Source organism: Arthrobacter sp. TJ-238 (assembly GCF_058269215.1).
Map to the genome: position 1 here is coordinate 104,030 of NZ_JBZCNH010000006.1, position 17,298 is coordinate 121,327.

The following is a 17,298-nucleotide window of genomic DNA, read 5'->3' on the forward strand; positions in this document are numbered from 1 at the left end:
CACAATGGTCCACCGGCTGTCCCTGGCGGAACACGATGTCGTCGGACTAGAGCGTCAGGTGAGGAGTGTGACCTCATAGGTGTGGCCTGCCGCGCGCAGCCTCTCCACCAGGACATCGCCGAGGGCGGTCGCAGGGGTGAGGGAGCCGGCGGCGGGCGGCAGACGGTCGCCGTCGAGGGCCAGGCAGAGCGCTGTCTCCCCGGCCATCACAGCGGTAGCAGCGTACCCGGGATCGCCCGGTCCGGCTGCGACGGCCCGGTACCGTCGACCGCCCTCCGTCGAGGCCGTCACCTGGGAACGGAACCAGCCAGCGCGCTGCGTGGCCTCGCTCGGGCCGGTGCCCGGGGCAGGAAGGGCCCGGTCGAGCAGCTTCCGCGTCGGGGGGAACACCATCGCAGCTCCGAAGGCGCGCAGACCGATCGCCGTCGCGCCGGCGACGACAGCCCCTGCGGGCCCGCGTCCCATGCCCATCACCTCGCCGTACTGCAGGGACCTGCCGTAGGCCCACCCCTGCAGCGCGGTGCTGCGACGTACGATCCGCGTGTTCGCCGACGCCATGACGAAGGGAGCCGTCCACAGGCCGTCCTTCGAACGGCCGACCCAGCCCAGATCCGCGGGCTGCCGCGTAGGAGGTTCCTCCGCCCGATCGGGGCTGAGGGAGTAGGGATCGGCCGCGAGCCTTCGCAGCAACGGGTCCGTGCGCACGCCGTCTAGCTGCCCCCGCATCGAGTCGATCGTGCCCCCGCTGAAGCCGCCCTTGGCGGTCGCCACCAGCTCGACCTCGGTCAGCCCGCCGGCACCGTCGGCCTGCGCGGCCCGGTGCAGCAGCAGCACCCCGAGGTCCGAGGGGATGGAGTCGTAGCCGCACGCATGGACGATCCGTGCGCCGGTGGTCCTCGCCAGGGCGTCGTAGCGGTCGATGGCGTCGCGGACGAAGGACACCTCTCCCGTCAGGTCCCCGTAGTGTGTGCCGGCCCGTGCGCACGCCTCCACGACCGGCAATCCGTACTTCGTGTAGGGGCCCACCGTGGTGAAAAGCGCCCTTGTGCCCGCGGCCAGCGCGGCGAGCGAGTCGGGGAGCTCCGTGTCGGCTTCAAGGAGGGACCAGTCGCGTGCGGCGACGGGCAGCCTGGACCGCACCGCTTCGAGCTTCTTCCTCGACCTGCCCGCGAGTCCCACGCGGAGCTCCGGCGGTGCGTGGTCCGCGAGGTACCCGGCGACCAGTTCACCGACGAAGCCCGTGGCGCCGAGCAGAACGAGGTCGTGGTCGCGCGCTCGAGTCTCCATGCAGGCAGTCTTCCACGACCGTGGCCGAACCGGCATCGCCTCGGTATTGCCCGTGGACGATCACGCCGGCGACGGGTACGACGGGATCGGCACCCTCATCGGCAGCCCATCAACGCAGTTGTTCCACCAATCGGCGAGTCCCATTGTCTCGTCCAGATGCCGAGCTTCCCACGCCCGACCATTGACCTGAGCGACTTATGTACCTTACGGTACTGAATAGGTCAGGGTAAGACGGGCCGCCGACTTCGATGCTCATCCGCGCTATAGAGCGGGTTTCCTGGAGGTCACATCCACCACTTGAATTGAAGAAGGAGTGAGCATGAAACTTGTGAATCTCGGCGGCCTTGACGTGTCGCGGATTGGTCTCGGGGTGATGGGAATGTCCGCGTTCTACACAGGTGCCGGACAGGATGAGGGTGAGTCGATACGGACGATTCATCGGGCGATCGACCTCGGAGTGACCCACTTCGATACTGCCGAGGTGTATGGCCCCTACGTCAACGAGGAGCTTTTGGCTCGTGCATTGTCGGGGCGCCGCGACGAGGTCGTCATCGCTTCCAAATTCGGTCTGATCTCTCATACCGGGAGGGAGGGGATGGACGGGACTGCCGAGAACGTACGAAGGGCTGTCGAGGGCTCTCTGCGTCGGCTCGGCACGGATCACATCGATCTGTATTACCAGCACCGCATGGACCCCGCGACGCCGATCGAGGAAACCGTCGGCGCTCTTGCGGACCTGGTCAGCGAGGGGAAAATTCTCCACCTCGGGCTGTCCGAAGCCGGCCCCTCGACTATCCGCCGGGCGAATGCAGTTCACCCGATCGCGGCCGTGCAGTCCGAATATTCATTATGGACTCGCGATACTGAAGCCGAAGTACTCCCTGTCCTGCGCGAGTTGGGGATCGGACTCGTGCCCTTCTCGCCTCTGGGTCACGGATTTCTTACAGGGGGTATCCGCACACTCGACGGCCTCGAGGGTGGCGATTGGCGTCGAGGGAATCCCCGTTTCACCGGCGGCAACCTCGAGCTCAACCTGAAGATCGTCGATGAAGTGGAGGCGGTGGCGGCTGAGGTCGATAGGACGCCGGCGCAGGTGGCGCTTGCGTGGCTCCTCGCCCAGGGCGACGACATCGCCCCCATTCCGGGCACCAAGCGCGTCTCGCGCCTGGAGGAGAACAGTGCTGCGGATGACATAGAGCTCTCCTCGGCTCAACTCACTCGCTTGAGTAACCTGCCGTCGGCCAGGGGGGAGCGCTTCGACGAAGAAAGCATGGCTGTAGTCGACCGATGACTTCGCTGCCGCGGTGCGTTCTGCTCGCTCGCGCCGCGAGCCCGGCTCGACTCACCTCTGAACAGGGCTGACCGCCTAAGCAGCGGTTGCGGATCCCCAAGGACCATTTCGTATTGCCTGGTCCGCCACGTCGTGCAGGTCGGACTGGGTGTAACCGCTTGCCGCCTGGACTGCTATGCCGTAAGCAACACTCATCACAAAGGTCGCAAGGGCATGAGGGTCCGAACTCTCATGTAAATCACCCTCCACCAGTGCCCGCCGGAACCGTTCCTCCAGTTTGACGCCGACATCCCGCCTCCACGCAACGAGTATCTCCCGAACAGGAAGAGCAGCGTCGCCTGTCACCAGCGCTCCCTGCACCCCGAGACAACCAGTTGGCGCTCCACCGCGTGTAGTTGTCGTTGCAGCACCATGGAGCAGGGTCGTCACAACCCGAAGCGCGGTGGGTTCCTCGAGGGCTCGGTAGCCGTACGAAGCGGGGCCGTTCGTATAGCGATCCAGAGCTTTCCGGAAGAGTTGTTCCTTGTTGCCGAACGCCGCGTACATGCTCGTCTTCGTGATCCCCATGGCGGACGTCAGATCAGCCAAGGTCGACCCCTCGTAGCCCTTGGACCAGAAGACCGTAAGCGCAGCCTCCAGTGCGTCGTCCACATCGAACTCGCGAGGTCGACCGCTACGGACCGTCTCGTTACTCACCATGCGTCCACCATACGTTCTGTACCGATGAGTACGCATTCGCTCCGACAGACCCTGCCCTGGCTCAGGGCGACCAACTGCTGCAGGGGCATGTAGCGAGCCGGGCCGAGGGCGGCCTCGTCAGTGCGGGCCTGCGCCAGAGAGCCCCGCAGAGCCGGTCCGCCCTCGGGGTGGACGAGCCGCTGCTCGATCGTGCTGGTTGTTCTGATGGTCCACGGGGCGGGGCGGGTGCTGGCGTTCGAGGGCGGCGCCTTCGACATCGACGTTGGGGAGAATCCGTCCCAGCCAGGCGGGGGTCCACCAGGCGCTGCGTCCGAGGAGATGCATGAGGGCGGGGACAACGAGCATGCGGATGATGAACGCGTCGACGAGCACGCCGAACGCGAGCCCGAAACCGACGGCTCGGATGATGGTGGAGTGGGCGAAGATGAAGCCGCTGAAGACCGAGACCATGATGAGGGCTGCAGCGGTGACGACGGAGCGGCCGGCCCGGAAGCCCTGGGCGACGGCGAGTCGGGCAGGGGAGCTATGGACGAAGGCTTCGCGCATTCCGGCGGTGAGGAAGAGCTGATAGTCCATGGCGAGGCCGAAGAGGATTCCGACGAGGATGACCGGCAGGAAGCTCAGGATCGGCCCTGGATCATGGATGCCGAAGAGTCCGCCGAGCCAACCCCATTGGAAGACCGCGGTGAGGGCCCCGTAGGTGGCGATGAGGGACAGGATGAAACCGGCCGTTGCGATCAGTGGGACGAGCAGGGACCGGAAGACGACGACCATGATGAGGAAGGACAGGCCGACGACGACGGCTACGTAGAGCGGGAGGACGTCGGCGAGGTTGCCGGAGATGTCGATGTTTGTCGCAGCCTGACCGGCCACACCGAGCGTGGACCCGTCAGGGGCGGGGAGGTCCCGGAGACTGCGGACAAGGTCCTCGGTCGAGGCGTCGTTGGGCCCTCCAGTCGGGATGACCTGAAATGCGGCCAGGGCGTTGTCGTCGGAGACGGCGATCGGCGCTACGGCGGTCACGTTCTCCTCGCCCGCAATTGAGCGGGCAGTGTCGAGCTGCTCCGTCAGGATCTCGTCGTCGGGTGTTCCTTCTGGAAGGTCGGCTGTAACGAGCAGGGTCCCGTTGACTCCGTCACCGAACTTCTCGGTGGTGATCTGGTGGGCCCGGTACTGGGTGGAGTCCTCCGGTTCGGAGGACCCGTCCGGCAGGCCGAGACGCATCGACAGGGCCGGCGCGGCGACCAGCAACAGGACGGAGGCCCCGACGATGACGCTGGTCACCGCTCGTCCGGTCCGCATGGGGGTGATTTGCTTCTCGACGCGGTGCTGCGGGGGATGCCCGCGGTGGACCCGTTCCTTGCGTGAAAGCACCCGGTCCTTCGCAAGTCCGAGCAGTGCCGGGGTGAGGGTGATGGCCACGAGGACCGCGACGGCGACGCTGACGGCACCGACGGTGCCCATCAGGCCGAGGAACGGCACCCCGGTGATGTTCAGGGCCAGCAGGGCGACGACGACGGTCGACCCGGCGAACACCACTGCGTTGCCGGCCGTACCGTTCGCGAGCCCGATGGATTCGTGCAGGTCCGTTCCTGCGATGAGTTGCTTGCGGTGGCGGTTGAGGATGAACAGTGAGTAGTCGATACCGACCGCGAGGCCCAGCATGAGGCCGAGGACCGGTGTCACGGATGCCATCTCCACGGCGCCCGAGAATGCCAACGAGGCCGTAAGGGCTACGCCGATGCCGACGATGGCGCTGACCAGGGGCAGCGTCGCAGCGAGGACCGTGCCGAGCATGACGAACAAGACGATGGCCGCGATGATCAGTCCGATGGCTTCACCGGGGCCGAAGACGCTGGGGGTGGCCTGGGCGAGGGAGTTCGCGTACTCGACGTTCACGCCTTCGATCGGATGCTCCGCCACATAGTCGATGACCCCCTCGCGGGTCTCGTTGCTCAGCTCGAGCTGCGGCACGTCAAAGCTGACGTTGATGATCGCCGTCGTGCCGTCGTCGGAGACGGAGCCGATGTTCTCCGTGAAGGAGAAGAGCTCCGTGCCGTCCTCGAGCTGTCGGTTCTGCTCCTCGAGCTTCGCCCGCCCGTCATCGAGAGTCTTCTGCTGCGCCTCGAGCGTGGCCGACTGCGTATCGAGCCGCTGTTGCTGGGCTTCCAACGCCTGGACTACCGGCCCTGTCGCAGCCTGTCGTGAGCGGTCCAGCTGGGCCTGCGCGGTGTCGAGTTGTTGCAAACCTGCATCGAGCTGCGCCTGCCCGGCGTCGAGTTCGGCGCGGGCCGATTCGATCTAGATGCGGCCGTCCGTCAGCGTCTTCTCCTGCTCGGCGAGCTGCGCCTCGGTGTCGAACGGATCGATGACAGCGGACACATCGGCAAGGTTCCCTGCATCAGCGACCAGGTCCGCGACGGCGTCCTTCTGGGCCTGCGTGAACGGCTCACCATCAGCGGTCTGTAGAACGACCGCCCCGGAGCCACCGCTGAGGTCCTGCAACTTCTCGGCAAGCTCGTCGGTGACCTTCGCGGCCTCGGTCCCGGGGATGTCGAAACTGGAGGCCAGCGCGCCGCCGAACGTCAGGAAGGACGTGACAGCCAGCGCAAGGATGGCGAGCCAGGCCCCGAGGGTGCGCCAGGCATGAGCCGCAGCCCATGAGCCGAGACGGTGGAGGAACAGGGCCATGAGAATTCCTTGCTTCGAGCGACACCGACACTTAGACGATACGCACCGTCTCGTCAAAGTCCGAATTAGGCTGGTGTGATGTCGATCAACCACCGTGCTGGGGCCCAGCGCAGCGAAGCAGCCCGGACAGCCATCCTCACCGCTGCTGGACAGCTCTTCGCCTCGAGAGGGTACGAGCGTTTGACGATGGAAGGCATAGCGTCGGCCGCGAAAGTGGGCAAACAGACCATTTACCGTTGGTGGCCGTCCAAGAGTGCCCTGATCGCCGAGTGTCTCGCCGAGGGGTATCTGCTACCCAACGACCGCTTCGACCCGGCTGCAGGCGGGCACGTCATCGACGACATCAGTTCCTGGTATGCCGGCGTCGCCGACTACTTCCAGACCGAGACCAACACGCGGCTATTGCTGTCGCTCATCTCCGCGGCGGCCGGTGATCCGGGTGTTGCCGAGCACTTCAATGCGCGCTTCGGCGGTGGTCACACCATTGAAGCCCGACTTCAGCAAGGCATCGAGGCCGGCGAGTTGCATCCGGAGGTGCCGATGGATCAGGTGGCCGAAGCCCTGATCGGCGCTCTGGTCCTCCGGGTACTCGCCAGGTCCACCATGGACCAGACGTTCACGCACGACATGGTGCAACTGGTGCTGGCTCCCCATCAAATCTCGCGGACACAGACGTGACACGATCTGGCGTGATCAAAATTCCTGAAGGGTCGTTGTGCGACCCTTTCAAGGCTCCACCTGAAGCGCCGATAACCCATCTTCCGTCAGGTGGCGAACTTGGTCGGTCATGGTCGGGTTCCCTTTCCCTTGGTTCTCAGTGAGCCGCTATCAGGACGGTGTGACGAGGAGGATGTCACCGCCCTAGGCATGTGCTCCGCCCGTGAAGGCGAAGCGCTGAGCGCTACCGGCGACCGGCGTCGTGATGTTGGCCTCCGTCTTCATGGCCTCTATCGTGGCGACGGTGTCGCCGGCAACCACGGTATCCCCTTCCGCGCGGGCGACGGTGACGGATTCAGTGAAGCGCGCGGCGATGTGCCCGGGGGTGCCGGGGTCCGCCTTCTCAGCCGAGTTAGGCGCCGTTGCCGGTGAGGATTTGTGCTGTTTCGCGCATGTGGTCTTCGACCGCGCGGGTCGCACCGAGGGAATCCCCGGTCTTGATGGCCGCCACGATGCTCGAGTGACGGTGTGCGCTCATGTTGCTCAGTGCCTGACTGACTCCGGCATACATCACGCTCATCCGGATGGAGCCCTCGAGGGACTTCCAGGAGTGGAGCAGCGTCCGGTTGCCGGTGAGCGAGCATAGCGTCTGGTGGAAGTTCAGGTCCGCTTCGATGCGCTCGTCCAGGTCGCCTTCAGCCGACTCCTCCATACGCCGGATCCCATCCTCCAGGTCCTGTACGACGGCGTCCCGGTCGTCCTGCTCGGACAGCATCCGGGCGGCTAATCCCTCCAGGGCGGCTCGCACTTGGAAGATGTCGTGGACATCGGCGGCGTCCAGGTGCCGTACGGCAAGCCGCCCCCGGGCGCCGGCCGAGATGAGGCCCTCCTGTTGCAGTTGTCGCATGGCTTCACGCAGGGTGCCCCGGCTGATTTGGAGCTTTTCTGACAGTTCCGTCTCCACCAGGTGCGTGCCCGGAGCGAGCTCACCGGTGGTGATGGCGCGCCGGAGGGCGCTCAGCGCCAACTGACGGAGGTTGTTCTTCTCCAGCCCTCCGAGAAGCGATGCTGGTGCTGCCGTCATTGAGAAATCCTTCGCCGGTGGTGATTGTCGACATTCACTCGTCGACATCGATCTTACGGACCGACCGATCCTTTGGGGAGGCGCATGCTTGGCCCCGTAGCCGGAACCCTGCAGTCCTAGGACAGTTCGCCGAGGACCTTCTGCACGATGCGGTTGCGGGAGAGCCCGTACCTCTCATGCAGGGTGGGTAGTGCGCCGGCGTCGAGGAACAGGTCGGGCAGGGCGACCGGCACGATCCTGGTGCCGGCACCGTGTCGAACTGCGACGCTTGCGACGGTCTCGAAGAGGCCGCCGACCTCGGTGTGGTTCTCGAGGGTGACGACGAGGCGGTCCTTGCCGAGTTCCCGGAGCACTGTCTCGTTGTCGAAGGGCTTGATCGTGGGGGAATGGAGCACAGCGGCATCGACGTGGTGGGCGGCTAGCTCCTCGGCGGCCTGGAGTGCCCTCATGGTCATGAGTCCGCTGGAGATGAACAGGACGTCGCGGCCGGGGCGTAGTTCCTTGGCCTTGCCGAGCTCGAACGAGTAGTCGTATCCGTCGAGGACGGTTGGGACATTGCCTCTGAGCAGACGGAGGTAGGTCGGTCCTTCTGACGCGGCCAGTTGTGGCACGGCCTGCTCGATGTCGAGTGAGTCGCAGGGGTCCACGATGGTGAGGTTGGGCATGCCGCGGAAGATGGCGATATCCTCTGTCGCCTGGTGGCTCGGTCCGTAGCCCGTCGTCAGGCCGGGAAGCCCGCCGACGATGTTGACGTTCAGGTTCGGTTCGGCGATGTCCAGGCAGAGGAAGTCGTAGGCGCGCCGGGCGGCGAAGACCGCGTAGGTGGAGGCAAACGGGACGAGTCCTGTTTCGGCCATTCCGGCGGCTGCCCCGAAGAGGAGCTGTTCGGCCATACCCATCTGGAAGAACCGGTTCGGGAATGCCTTGGCGAAGATGTGCATGTCGGTGTATTTGCCAAGGTCGGCCGTCAGACCCACTATGCGAGGGTCCTGTTCCGCTGCTTTGACCAGTGCGTGCCCGAACGGTGCCGGGGCGGTCTTCTGCCCGGGATCGGCGAAGGAAGCGATCATGGCGGAGGTCTTGAGTTTGGGCTTCACGGCGGCCGTGGTGTCGGGTGCCTCGGTGGTGGTACTCGTGCTGGTGGTGGTGCTCATTGCGCGGCCTTTCCTTCGTGTCCGGCAGTGAGCTGCTCACGGCAGATCTGCCATTCGTGTTCTTCGATGCGCATGAAGTGGGCTTTCTCGCGCTCCTCGAGAAGAGGCACGCCTTTGCCGACCTTCGTGTCGCAGAGGATGACGGAGGGCCGTCCAGTGGGGGCGGCCTCGCGGGCGATGATGTCGAGCGCTTCCAGGAGGGCGGTGGCGTCGTTGCCGTTCACGCGTTGGGTGTGCCAGCCGAAGGCCGCCCATTTGTCCGCGGCAGGTTCGATGCTGAGCACGGTCTTGGTGGCTCCGTCGGCCTGCAGCGCGTTCATGTCGACCAGTGCGGTGAGATGGCCGAGCTGGTGGTGGTGGGCTCCCATGGCCGCTTCCCAGGTCGATCCCTCGTCGAGTTCGCCGTCGGAGAGGAAGTTGAAGATCCTCGACTCGGTGCCTTGCAACCGCAGTCCCAGTGCGAGGCCGACGGCGACTCCGAGTCCGTGGCCGAGGGACCCGCCGGATATCTCCATGCCGGGGGTGTAGGAGGCCATGCCGGACATGGGGAGACGGGAGTCATCGGACCCGTAGGTCTCGAGTTCATCGAGGGGGATGATGCCGGCTTCGGCCAGGGCAGCGTAGTGCCCGATGGCGTAGTGGCCGGTGGAGAGCAGGAACCGGTCGCGGTCGGTCCAGTGCGGGTCTTCCGGGCGGAAGCGGAGCTGGTCGGCGTAGACGGCGGCGAACATGTCCGCGGAGCCGAGTGCCTGGCCGACGTACCCCTGGCCCTGTACTTCGCCCATGTTCAGGGCGTAGTGGCGGGCCCGGTAGGCGGCTGCCTCGACGGCGGCGACCCGGGCGTTGAAATCGGGCTGATCGGCACCACGCACAGTGGTCTCTGTGGTGGCTGTGGTGCTGGTGGCGGGGGTGGATGTCAGAGTCATGAGTGCTCTTTCTGGTTCCCGGGAAGAGGTATCGGTCAGAAGTATTAGGCAGAGGTGGTTGTCAGACGTGCTGGGGCAGGGGGACGTTCTTGCCGGCTTCCTCGGCGAGCTGTCGTTCCTTCGCGCCCCAGGTCTCGCGGGTCATGAGTGCGGCGATGAGGCCGATGAGGGCGTAGGTGGAGAACAGCAGGGCCGGGCCGAGCCAGCCGAGCTGGATGTACAGCAGGGTGGTGATAAAGGGGGTGAACCCAGAGACCATGGCCGAGATCTGGTAGGCCAGGGAGGCGCCGGAGGCCCGGGTCTTGGCCTGGAACAGCTCGGGGAACCAGGCGCCCTGCGCACCGGCGAGTGAATTCTGGCAGACGGCGTAGGAGATGACGATGGTGATCAGCACGCAGATGAACAGGCCCGTGTTGGCGAGCAGGAACATGGGGATGCCGAACAGGACCGCGAAGGCGCAGGACCAGATGTAGACGGGGCGTCGGCCGACACGGTCGGTGAGTCGTGCCCACCCCATCGTCGCGAAGATACCGATGAACGACGCGACGCAGAGGGACGTCAGCGTCTCGGTGCGGGTCGCCAGCTCGGTCGTGTTGAGGTAGGAGATCATGTAGGTGACCGCGACGGCGTAGCCGGCTGTTTCAGCGACGCGGAGGCAGATGCCGCGGACGATGCTGCGCCAGTCCTGCCGGATGACCTGCACGATGGGGTTCTTGACGATGTCGCCGTGTTCCTTCACGTCCTCGAAGACCGGGGACTCGGGGACCTTCGACCGGATGATCAGGCCGACGGCGACGAGCACGATGCTGGCCAGGAACGGTATGCGCCAGGCCCAGTCGCCGATCAGGTTGGCGCTGGCGAGGAAGACGAGGTTCGCCAGGAGAAGTCCGACGGGGAAGCCGGCCTGCACGATGCCGGTGTACTTGCCCTTGGACTTCCACGGGGCGTGCTCGTAGCTCATCAGGATTGCGCCTCCCCACTCGGCGCCGAACGCCAGTCCCTGGATGATGCGGACGATCACCAGCAAAATCGGCGCGAGGATGCCCACGGTCGCGTAGGTCGGCAGGAGCCCGATGGCGAAGGTCGCCAGCCCCATGATGATCAGCGACGCCACGAGGACGGGCTTGCGGCCTACCTTGTCCCCGAGGTGGCCGCCGATGATGCCGCCGAGGGGGCGGGCCGCGAAACCGACGCCCAGGGTAGCGAACGAGGCCAGGGTTGCGGTGACAGGATCCGCCCCGGGGAAGAAGGCTGGCCCGAAGTAGAGAGCCGCGGCGGTCCCGAAGCCGATGAAGTCGTAGGTCTCGATTACCGCCCCGACCCCTGACCCGACAGCGACCTTGCGGGCATCCTTCGTCCCATGGACGTGGCCTCGCATCTGGAGAGCTTCGTTGCTCATCGTGCATCCTTTACTGAGAGGAATTGTCGACTGTTAACACTGCGTCCTATTAGTGTGACCTAAGGCACATGTATTGTCAACAGTCGACAGAAAGTGCCCTTGCAGAAGGTGCTTTGGGGTCTTTTAGGCGGCTGGGACGGCAGGGGGTGGCTGGACGGAGTGGGTTTTATGGGAGTTGCGTGCCTGCCACCCCTCGCTCATGCCAGGGGACGGGGGAGAAGGCCGGGTCTAGTGAATGTGGCTTCCGCCGTTGATGTCGATCGTGGTGCCGGTGAGGTAGGAGGAGTCGTCGGAGGACAGGAAGGCGATGACTCCAGCGATTTCGTCAGTTGTCGCAGTGCGGCCCAGGGGGATGTCCCGGGCGAGGGCGGCTTCCTGTTCTGGTGTGCTGCCGACCCGGATGTTGGTGTCGACGGCACCCGGGGTGACGGCGTTTACGGTGACGCCGCTGTCGGCCAGTTCCCGGGCCAGTGCCTTGGTGAAGCCCAGGATCGCGGCCTTGGCTGCGGAATAGGGGACTTTGCCGAAGACGCCGCCGCCGCGCTGAGCGGAGACGGAGGACATATTCACGATGCGGCCCCAGCCGTTCTCGAGCATGGCCGGCAGGAAGGCCTTCGTCACCAGGTACGTGCCGGTGGCGTTGACGGCCATGACCTTGTTCCACAGCTCGAGGGTGGTCTCGAGGAACGGGACAGGTGAGGTGATACCCGCGATGTTGGCGAGTGCCCCGACGGGCGGCAGGTTACCGGCTGAGACTTCAGCTGCTACAGCGGCTTGGGCCGCGGTGACGGAGGCTTCGCTGGTGACGTCGACCTCGTAGCCGAAGCCGGGGACTCCGAATTCGTTACTGATCTCCGTGGCGACCTTCGCGGACGTTTCGCCGTTGAGGTCAAGGACGACGATGGCCCACCCGTCCTGGGCGTAGCGGCGGGCGGTGGTGACCCCGATTCCGCGGGGGGAGGTTGCTCCGGTGATGACGGCGGTTCGCTGGGTGCTGGTCATGATGCTCCTGTACTGGTCATGGTGCTGTTACTGGTTTGGGTGCTTGTAGTGAACTGGGTTTAGGTAGTGGTTCAGTGAAGTGGGTGAGTGGGCAGGCGTCAGGCCGCGGGAGACCCGAGGAGTTGCGAGATGTAGGTTGCGGCCGCCATCGTGGCTTGCGGACGTTCGTCATCGGTGACGTCCCGGGTTTCGAGTTCCAGGGAGAAATGACCGTCGTATCCGGACACTGCCAGGGCTTCCAGGCCTGCCGCGAAGTCGACGGTGCCGTTGCCGATGCTGCGGTTGATGTCACCGGCGACGGCATCGCGGAGGTGTACGTGGCGGATCCTATGCCGGAAGATGTCGACGTATTCGACGGCATCGGCACCTGAGGCTTCGAGGTGGCTGAAGTCCATGACAAGACCCACGGTCTCGGGTAGGTGCGCCAGAAGGTCGACAGTTCGATCCAGGTCCCAGCACAGGCGATAGAAGTGCGGTGCCTCCACCCAGATATTTACTCCGACAGCTGCAGCACGTTGTGAGGCGTCCTCGAGCGCGGTTGCCACATGCTCCATGTCTTTATTGAGGGTGGCGGCCGGGTCTCGAGATTGGGCTCCGCAGGGAAGGACTAGGGCGGGCGCGTCGACGTTTTCTGCCAGCTTCAGGAGCATGTCGAGATGCTCCTCGCGGCGTGCGGAGCCTGCGGGGTCCAGGATCGCGTTGAGGTCCCCGATGTCGGCATTGATCGACCGGACACTCATCCCGGAGGACCGGATGGCAGAACTGGCGTCCTTCACAGCCAAGTTATCTAGGACGAAGGGGACATGGTCGCACACGCCCGGAAGGGCGCCAAGATCCAGCGTGGAGAAACCCAGCGTCCTCATGGTGTTCAGAGCAGCCGGAAGGCTGAGGTGTCGAAAGCTGATGGACGAGCACACAAGCCGGGGGTGGAACATCATCGTGACCTCACACTGACGGACGTGACTTGAAGCACACTACTTAGATGTGTGTTAACAGTCAACATAAAACCGGTAGGCGCGTTATCCGACGCACGGCCCGAGAGCACGCAATCCTTGACGCCATCAGTGCAGTCCGGCAGTCCACCACCGAGTGGGAAGCTACAGGGCCTGGAACCATTGTCTGATTCGGGGCATTGATGCCCTGCTTCATGAACGAGCATCTATGGTGTAGTCGCGTGAGTGCTTAGGGTCGAGGGATGACTCCTCACGACGCGCTGCCAACACCGGATCATGAGCACCAGTCCTACCGAACCGTTCCCTACGGTGGCGACCATGACCACCATTCGGGTCTCGACCTCGATGCCCTCGTCTTCAGCGACCAACTCGCGGCCGTTCTGGACTATGCGGACCGATCTGAGGCTCATGCCATCGTTGACCTCGGCGCCGGCACCGGTGCCGGTAGCCGGCTCCTGCGCAACCGATACCCGGAAGCGTCGGTGCTGTGTGTCGACAACGACCCGCACATGGTGAACCAGCTGCGGGCGCAAGGCTTCGCCGTGGTCGAAGCCGACCTCAACAACGGGTTCCCCTCCCTGACCGACATTGAAGCGCACTCCGTCGACCTGATCTGGGCATCATCGTCCCTCCACCACATCAGCGACCCCGCTCGACTACTAGCCGGAAGCAGTCCGTTCCTGGCCCCAGAGGGCGTGCTGCTCGTCGTCGAACTCGCGACCCTCCCCAGCTTCCTCAGCCACGGACCTCAGGCCCAGCTCGAGGAACGCTGCCACGCAGCGGCGACAGCAGAAGGCTGGAATCACCATCCCAACTGGACACCCACCATCGAAGCCTCCGGGTTCACCGTCACGAAGAGCACGCTGACGACCACAACTCCCGTCACACACGAGGCGCGCCAGTACGCACACCAGTGGTTCAGCCGCTTCGCGCACCTAAAGACGTTGAGCTCCCAAGACCGTGATGACGTGACCCATCTGCTCGAACAACTAACTGGAGACCTCGCCCTACAACCTCAAGCCACACGAACCATCTGGGTAGCTACCCCACGACAGTAGAGGCAGCGGCTCACCCACAGGTGGACGACCTTGAGCTCCCCCCGCCCACAGGTGGATGATCCGGGACTGTCCGATAAACGGTGTGTGGGGTCCGGCGTTTCATCAGTGAGTGGTTTTCTCGAACCGTCCGGCGAAGGTGATTGCGAACGCGTTGAGCGCTGGTTTCCACCTGATCACCCAGCGTGCTCTGCCGCCGCCGGTCGGATCAAGGGACCGGGTGACGAGGTAAGGGCACTTCAGGGCGGCGGCTTCGTTGGGAGTTGGCCTCTGGCTCTGACGGCCCGGCGGTAGCGGGCGTTGATCGACTCGATCGCGTTCGTCGTGCAGATCACCGGGCGGATCTCCACGTCGTATTCGAGGAACGGCACGAACTCCGCCCACGAGCTCTCCCAGAGCTTGATGATCGCCGGATACCGCTCACCTCATTCGGCGGTGAACCGCTGAAACCTGTCCTTCGCCGCGGCCTCACTCGGAGCCGTGCAGACGGGTTGGAGTGCCCGCACGATGCCGTCGCGGTGCTGGCGGCCGGCGTAACGGAAGCTGTTGCGGATCAGGTGCACGATGCACTGCTGAACGACCGTGCGCTCCCAGGTCGTGGTGATCGCCTCCGGTAGGCCCTTGAGTCCGTCGCAGACGGCGATGAGCACGTCCTGGACGCCGCGGTTCTTCAGCTCACTAAAGACCTGCAGCCAGAACCTGGCACCGTCACCTCCGTCGCCGGCCCAGATGCCCAGGATGTCGCGTTCCCCGTTCGTGGTGACGCCCATGACGACATGGAACGGGGTGTTGCGCACCTGCCCGTCCCGGACCTTCACGACGATCGCATCGACGAAGATCACCGGGTAGAGCGGGTCCAGGGGACGGGAGGACCACTCGGCAAGCTCACCGGCGACCTTCTCCGTGATCCGACTGATGGTGTCTTTGGAGACCTTCGAGACCTTCGAGACCTTCGCCCCGTAGACCTCCTCGCAGAGTGCCGCGATCTCACCGGTCGTCAGCCCGCGGGCGGACAGCGAGAGCACGGTCTGATCGATCCCGTCCAGGCGGCGTTTCCGCTTGGGCACGATGACCGGGTCGAAGGACCCGTCCCGGTCCCGGGGCACCTCGATCTCGACCGGGCCGATCTCGGTCAGCACCGTCTTCACTCGGGTGCCGTTGCGCATGTTCTCCGCGATCGGCGTCTGCCCGTGCTCATGCCCGAGATGCTCGGTCAGCTCCGCCTCCAACGCGGCCTCGAGGACGTTCTTCGTGAGCTGATTCAGCAGCCCACCGGACCGACAAGGCTCACGCCCTGCTCCCTGGCCTGGGCGAGCAGCCGCTCGGCAAGGTCCAACAGAAACGATGATCTCTCCCGTCACAGGATCGATCATCGCCTCTGCTGCATCGGTCGTGAAGTCGTTCACGGCCATCTCCTCTCAGATCAGCCCGGACCCTCACACACCGTTTTTCTTACAGTCCCGAGCCCCTGCCAGACACATTGCTCTGTATCGGTGTGTTCAGCAGCTAGGGCGATTGAATCTCAGTCAGCCCGTTCCAGCGTCCTTTCGGGCCAGACGCCGGTCTCAAAGAAGTCGTGAAGAGTTGTGAGCGCATGGGACGGGTCCAAGCCTTTGCGCATCAGCCAGTCGTGGTCGTTGTACGTGGCCGCGTAACGGTCGCCGGAGTCGCACATGAGCGAGACGATGCTTCCCGAACGGCCGTCGGCGATGAGATCCGCGACAAGCTGCCATACGCCCCAGAGGTTGGTTCCGGTCGAGGGTCCCGGGTGCAGCCCGGTGAGTGTCCGAAGATGTTGCGCGGCGGCGACTGATGCGGCATCCGGTACCCGAATCATCGCGTCGATGACGGACGGCACGAAGCTCGGTTCTCGGCGCGGCCGGCCGATGCCCTCTATGCGGGAGGAACGACCAGTCGGGGCTGAGCCCGGATGAGCCCATGCCGGATAGAACGCCGAGTGTTCGGGGTCGACGACGGCGAGGCGCGTCGGGTGACGGTGATAGCGCAGGTACCGGCCGATCGTCGCGCTCGTCCCTCCAGTCCCGGCACCCACGACGATCCAGGTCGGCAGCGGATAAGGCTCGAGAGCGAGCTGTCCGAAAATGGACTCCGCGATGTTGTTGTTGCCGCGCCAGTCGGTAGCTCGCTCGGCGAAGGTGAACTGGTCCATGTAGTGGCCTCCGGTCTCCCGCGCCACCGCCTCGGCAGAGGCGTAGACGTCTGAGGCGTGCTCGACGAACCGGCACTTCCCGCCGTACTGCTCGATCAGCGCGACCTTCTCCGGGCTCGTAGTCGTCGTCATCACGGCAATAAACGGCAGACCCAGCAACTGAGCGAAGTACGCCTCGGACACCGCCGTCGAGCCACTGGATGCCTCCACGATCGTGGTCCCTTCCGTGATCCAGCCGTTGACCAAGCCGAAAAGGAAGAGGGACCGCGCCAGCCTGTGTTTGAGGCTGCCGGTCCGGTGGGTGGACTCGTCCTTGAGATACACCTGCACGCCCCAGTGTTCGGGAAGCGGTACGGCGAAGAGGTGCGTGTCCGCCGAGCGGTTGCCTTCCGCCTCAATGCGCCGAACGGCTTCGTCGGACCACGATCTGTCGGCGGTGGTGAATCTAGGCACTTCGCCAGCCTACAAGCCAGCCTCAGGGTGCCGCGAGAGCGGAGCCAGCTTGGGATGACGATGTCCGATCGATTCGAGCAGCATAGATGCTATCGAAGTACAGGAGCACAAGTGAGCTGTGAGGGTCAGTGAGTAACTACCGTTCAGTGTGTAGTTGAGGTGCCCTGGCGAACGCTCCTTCAACGACTTTCGGCAGCTCTCGAATACAGGCGTTCGAGCTTCCAAGGTGAGACCAGGACGCTGGCGTCCCCACCGGCCGACATGAGCGCGTTGCGCAGGCTGGTCTCGGCCAGGGGCCCGAGGACAGCCACCGCGCATCAAACCGCTGCTGTTCTACACCGTCATCGTGTTCCTTGCTTCGATGTCGTTCGCGTTCCTCGCCGATCCATTCTTCATAATCGACCTTCTCGTTCATATCGATGCGTTCTGTCCTAATCCACGTTGGTCGAGCTACTAGTGCAATGAGGGCGTCTTCCC

At 64.6% G+C, this 17,298-nt stretch carries 15 protein-coding genes and 1 pseudogene; 3 read left to right on the plus strand and 13 right to left on the minus strand.

The window, feature by feature from the left end:
• Positions 1 to 54: 54 nt before the first annotated feature.
• Positions 55 to 1,287 carry a saccharopine dehydrogenase family protein gene (locus tag AC4D2O_RS13900; protein ID WP_490907938.1) on the minus strand — a complete coding sequence of 411 codons (1,233 nt, stop codon included), beginning with the start codon at positions 1,285 to 1,287 and terminating at the stop codon, positions 55 to 57.
• A gap of 319 nt (positions 1,288 to 1,606) precedes the next feature.
• Between AC4D2O_RS13900 and AC4D2O_RS13905 the strand changes: the two genes are divergently transcribed.
• A complete protein-coding gene (locus AC4D2O_RS13905) occupies positions 1,607 to 2,578 on the plus strand; it encodes an aldo/keto reductase (protein WP_490907939.1) in 972 nt (323 codons plus the stop codon).
• A gap of 75 nt (positions 2,579 to 2,653) precedes the next feature.
• Here AC4D2O_RS13905 and AC4D2O_RS13910 read toward each other — a convergent pair whose 3' ends face one another.
• The 3 genes from AC4D2O_RS13910 to AC4D2O_RS13920 all read right to left on the minus strand — a co-directional run bounded on the left by AC4D2O_RS13910 (position 2,654) and on the right by AC4D2O_RS13920 (position 5,968).
• The gene (locus tag AC4D2O_RS13910; RefSeq protein WP_490907940.1) at positions 2,654 to 3,277 is read right to left on the minus strand and encodes a TetR/AcrR family transcriptional regulator; all 624 of its coding nucleotides are present in this window, start codon (positions 3,275 to 3,277) and stop codon (positions 2,654 to 2,656) included.
• 117 nt (positions 3,278 to 3,394) lie between these two features.
• Positions 3,395 to 5,524, minus strand: coding sequence for an MMPL family transporter (locus AC4D2O_RS13915; RefSeq protein ID WP_490907941.1), 2,130 nt, complete (start codon positions 5,522 to 5,524; stop codon positions 3,395 to 3,397).
• Positions 5,525 to 5,578: 54 nt separating this feature from the next.
• Positions 5,579 to 5,968, minus strand: coding sequence for a hypothetical protein (locus AC4D2O_RS13920; RefSeq protein WP_490907942.1), 390 nt, complete (start codon positions 5,966 to 5,968; stop codon positions 5,579 to 5,581).
• Between the two features lie 78 nt (positions 5,969 to 6,046).
• On the opposite strand from AC4D2O_RS13920, the gene AC4D2O_RS13925 reads away from it, so the two are divergent.
• Positions 6,047 to 6,646 (plus strand): TetR/AcrR family transcriptional regulator, encoded by a 600-nt coding sequence (locus tag AC4D2O_RS13925; RefSeq protein ID WP_490907943.1) that lies wholly within the window; start codon positions 6,047 to 6,049, stop codon positions 6,644 to 6,646.
• 183 nt (positions 6,647 to 6,829) lie between these two features.
• Here AC4D2O_RS13925 and AC4D2O_RS13930 read toward each other — a convergent pair whose 3' ends face one another.
• The 7 genes from AC4D2O_RS13930 to AC4D2O_RS13960 all read right to left on the minus strand — a co-directional run bounded on the left by AC4D2O_RS13930 (position 6,830) and on the right by AC4D2O_RS13960 (position 13,125).
• On the minus strand, positions 6,830 to 7,105 hold the full coding sequence (locus AC4D2O_RS13930) for a biotin/lipoyl-containing protein (RefSeq protein WP_490907944.1): 276 nt from the start codon (positions 7,103 to 7,105) through the stop codon (positions 6,830 to 6,832).
• The gene (locus tag AC4D2O_RS13935; protein ID WP_490907945.1) at positions 7,038 to 7,709 is read right to left on the minus strand and encodes a GntR family transcriptional regulator; all 672 of its coding nucleotides are present in this window, start codon (positions 7,707 to 7,709) and stop codon (positions 7,038 to 7,040) included. The genes AC4D2O_RS13930 and AC4D2O_RS13935 overlap by 68 nt, the downstream gene beginning before the upstream one ends.
• A gap of 116 nt (positions 7,710 to 7,825) precedes the next feature.
• The gene (locus AC4D2O_RS13940) at positions 7,826 to 8,863 is read right to left on the minus strand and encodes a transketolase family protein (protein ID WP_490907946.1); all 1,038 of its coding nucleotides are present in this window, start codon (positions 8,861 to 8,863) and stop codon (positions 7,826 to 7,828) included.
• A complete protein-coding gene (locus AC4D2O_RS13945) occupies positions 8,860 to 9,789 on the minus strand; it encodes a transketolase (protein WP_490907947.1) in 930 nt (309 codons plus the stop codon). Before AC4D2O_RS13945 ends, AC4D2O_RS13940 begins: the two co-directional genes overlap by 4 nt.
• 61 nt (positions 9,790 to 9,850) lie before the next feature.
• Positions 9,851 to 11,188, minus strand: a complete 1,338-nt coding sequence (locus tag AC4D2O_RS13950) for an MFS transporter (RefSeq protein WP_490907948.1) — start codon at positions 11,186 to 11,188, stop codon at positions 9,851 to 9,853.
• Between the two features lie 228 nt (positions 11,189 to 11,416).
• Positions 11,417 to 12,190 carry an SDR family NAD(P)-dependent oxidoreductase gene (locus AC4D2O_RS13955; RefSeq protein ID WP_490907949.1) on the minus strand — a complete coding sequence of 258 codons (774 nt, stop codon included), beginning with the start codon at positions 12,188 to 12,190 and terminating at the stop codon, positions 11,417 to 11,419.
• A 98-nt stretch (positions 12,191 to 12,288) separates the two neighbouring features.
• On the minus strand, positions 12,289 to 13,125 hold the full coding sequence (locus AC4D2O_RS13960; protein ID WP_490908151.1) for a sugar phosphate isomerase/epimerase family protein: 837 nt from the start codon (positions 13,123 to 13,125) through the stop codon (positions 12,289 to 12,291).
• Between the two features lie 260 nt (positions 13,126 to 13,385).
• On the opposite strand from AC4D2O_RS13960, the gene AC4D2O_RS13965 reads away from it, so the two are divergent.
• The gene (locus AC4D2O_RS13965) at positions 13,386 to 14,201 is read left to right on the plus strand and encodes a class I SAM-dependent methyltransferase (RefSeq protein ID WP_490907950.1); all 816 of its coding nucleotides are present in this window, start codon (positions 13,386 to 13,388) and stop codon (positions 14,199 to 14,201) included.
• A gap of 102 nt (positions 14,202 to 14,303) precedes the next feature.
• Here AC4D2O_RS13965 and AC4D2O_RS13970 read toward each other — a convergent pair.
• A pseudogene (locus AC4D2O_RS13970) lies at positions 14,304 to 15,571 on the minus strand (IS256 family transposase).
• Positions 15,572 to 15,720: 149 nt separating this feature from the next.
• Positions 15,721 to 16,821 carry a PLP-dependent cysteine synthase family protein gene (locus AC4D2O_RS13975; RefSeq protein ID WP_490907951.1) on the minus strand — a complete coding sequence of 367 codons (1,101 nt, stop codon included), beginning with the start codon at positions 16,819 to 16,821 and terminating at the stop codon, positions 15,721 to 15,723.
• Positions 16,822 to 17,298: the final 477 nt, after the last annotated feature.

What these genes read in the sequence shown, in the direction of transcription:
- AC4D2O_RS13900 (WP_490907938.1), bottom strand. Translation starts at nt 1,287, where the DNA reads ATGGAGACTCGAGCGCGCGACCACGACCTCGTTCTGCTCGGCGCCACG.
- AC4D2O_RS13905 (WP_490907939.1), top strand. Translation starts at nt 1,607, where the DNA reads ATGAAACTTGTGAATCTCGGCGGCCTTGACGTGTCGCGGATTGGTCTC.
- AC4D2O_RS13910 (WP_490907940.1), bottom strand. Translation starts at nt 3,277, where the DNA reads ATGGTGAGTAACGAGACGGTCCGTAGCGGTCGACCTCGCGAGTTCGAT.
- AC4D2O_RS13920 (WP_490907942.1), bottom strand. Translation starts at nt 5,968, where the DNA reads ATGGCCCTGTTCCTCCACCGTCTCGGCTCATGGGCTGCGGCTCATGCC.
- AC4D2O_RS13925 (WP_490907943.1), top strand. Translation starts at nt 6,047, where the DNA reads ATGTCGATCAACCACCGTGCTGGGGCCCAGCGCAGCGAAGCAGCCCGG.
- AC4D2O_RS13935 (WP_490907945.1), bottom strand. Translation starts at nt 7,709, where the DNA reads ATGACGGCAGCACCAGCATCGCTTCTCGGAGGGCTGGAGAAGAACAAC.
- AC4D2O_RS13940 (WP_490907946.1), bottom strand. Translation starts at nt 8,863, where the DNA reads ATGAGCACCACCACCAGCACGAGTACCACCACCGAGGCACCCGACACC.
- AC4D2O_RS13945 (WP_490907947.1), bottom strand. Translation starts at nt 9,789, where the DNA reads ATGACTCTGACATCCACCCCCGCCACCAGCACCACAGCCACCACAGAG.
- AC4D2O_RS13950 (WP_490907948.1), bottom strand. Translation starts at nt 11,188, where the DNA reads ATGAGCAACGAAGCTCTCCAGATGCGAGGCCACGTCCATGGGACGAAG.
- AC4D2O_RS13955 (WP_490907949.1), bottom strand. Translation starts at nt 12,190, where the DNA reads ATGACCAGCACCCAGCGAACCGCCGTCATCACCGGAGCAACCTCCCCC.
- AC4D2O_RS13960 (WP_490908151.1), bottom strand. Translation starts at nt 13,125, where the DNA reads ATGTTCCACCCCCGGCTTGTGTGCTCGTCCATCAGCTTTCGACACCTC.
- AC4D2O_RS13965 (WP_490907950.1), top strand. Translation starts at nt 13,386, where the DNA reads ATGACTCCTCACGACGCGCTGCCAACACCGGATCATGAGCACCAGTCC.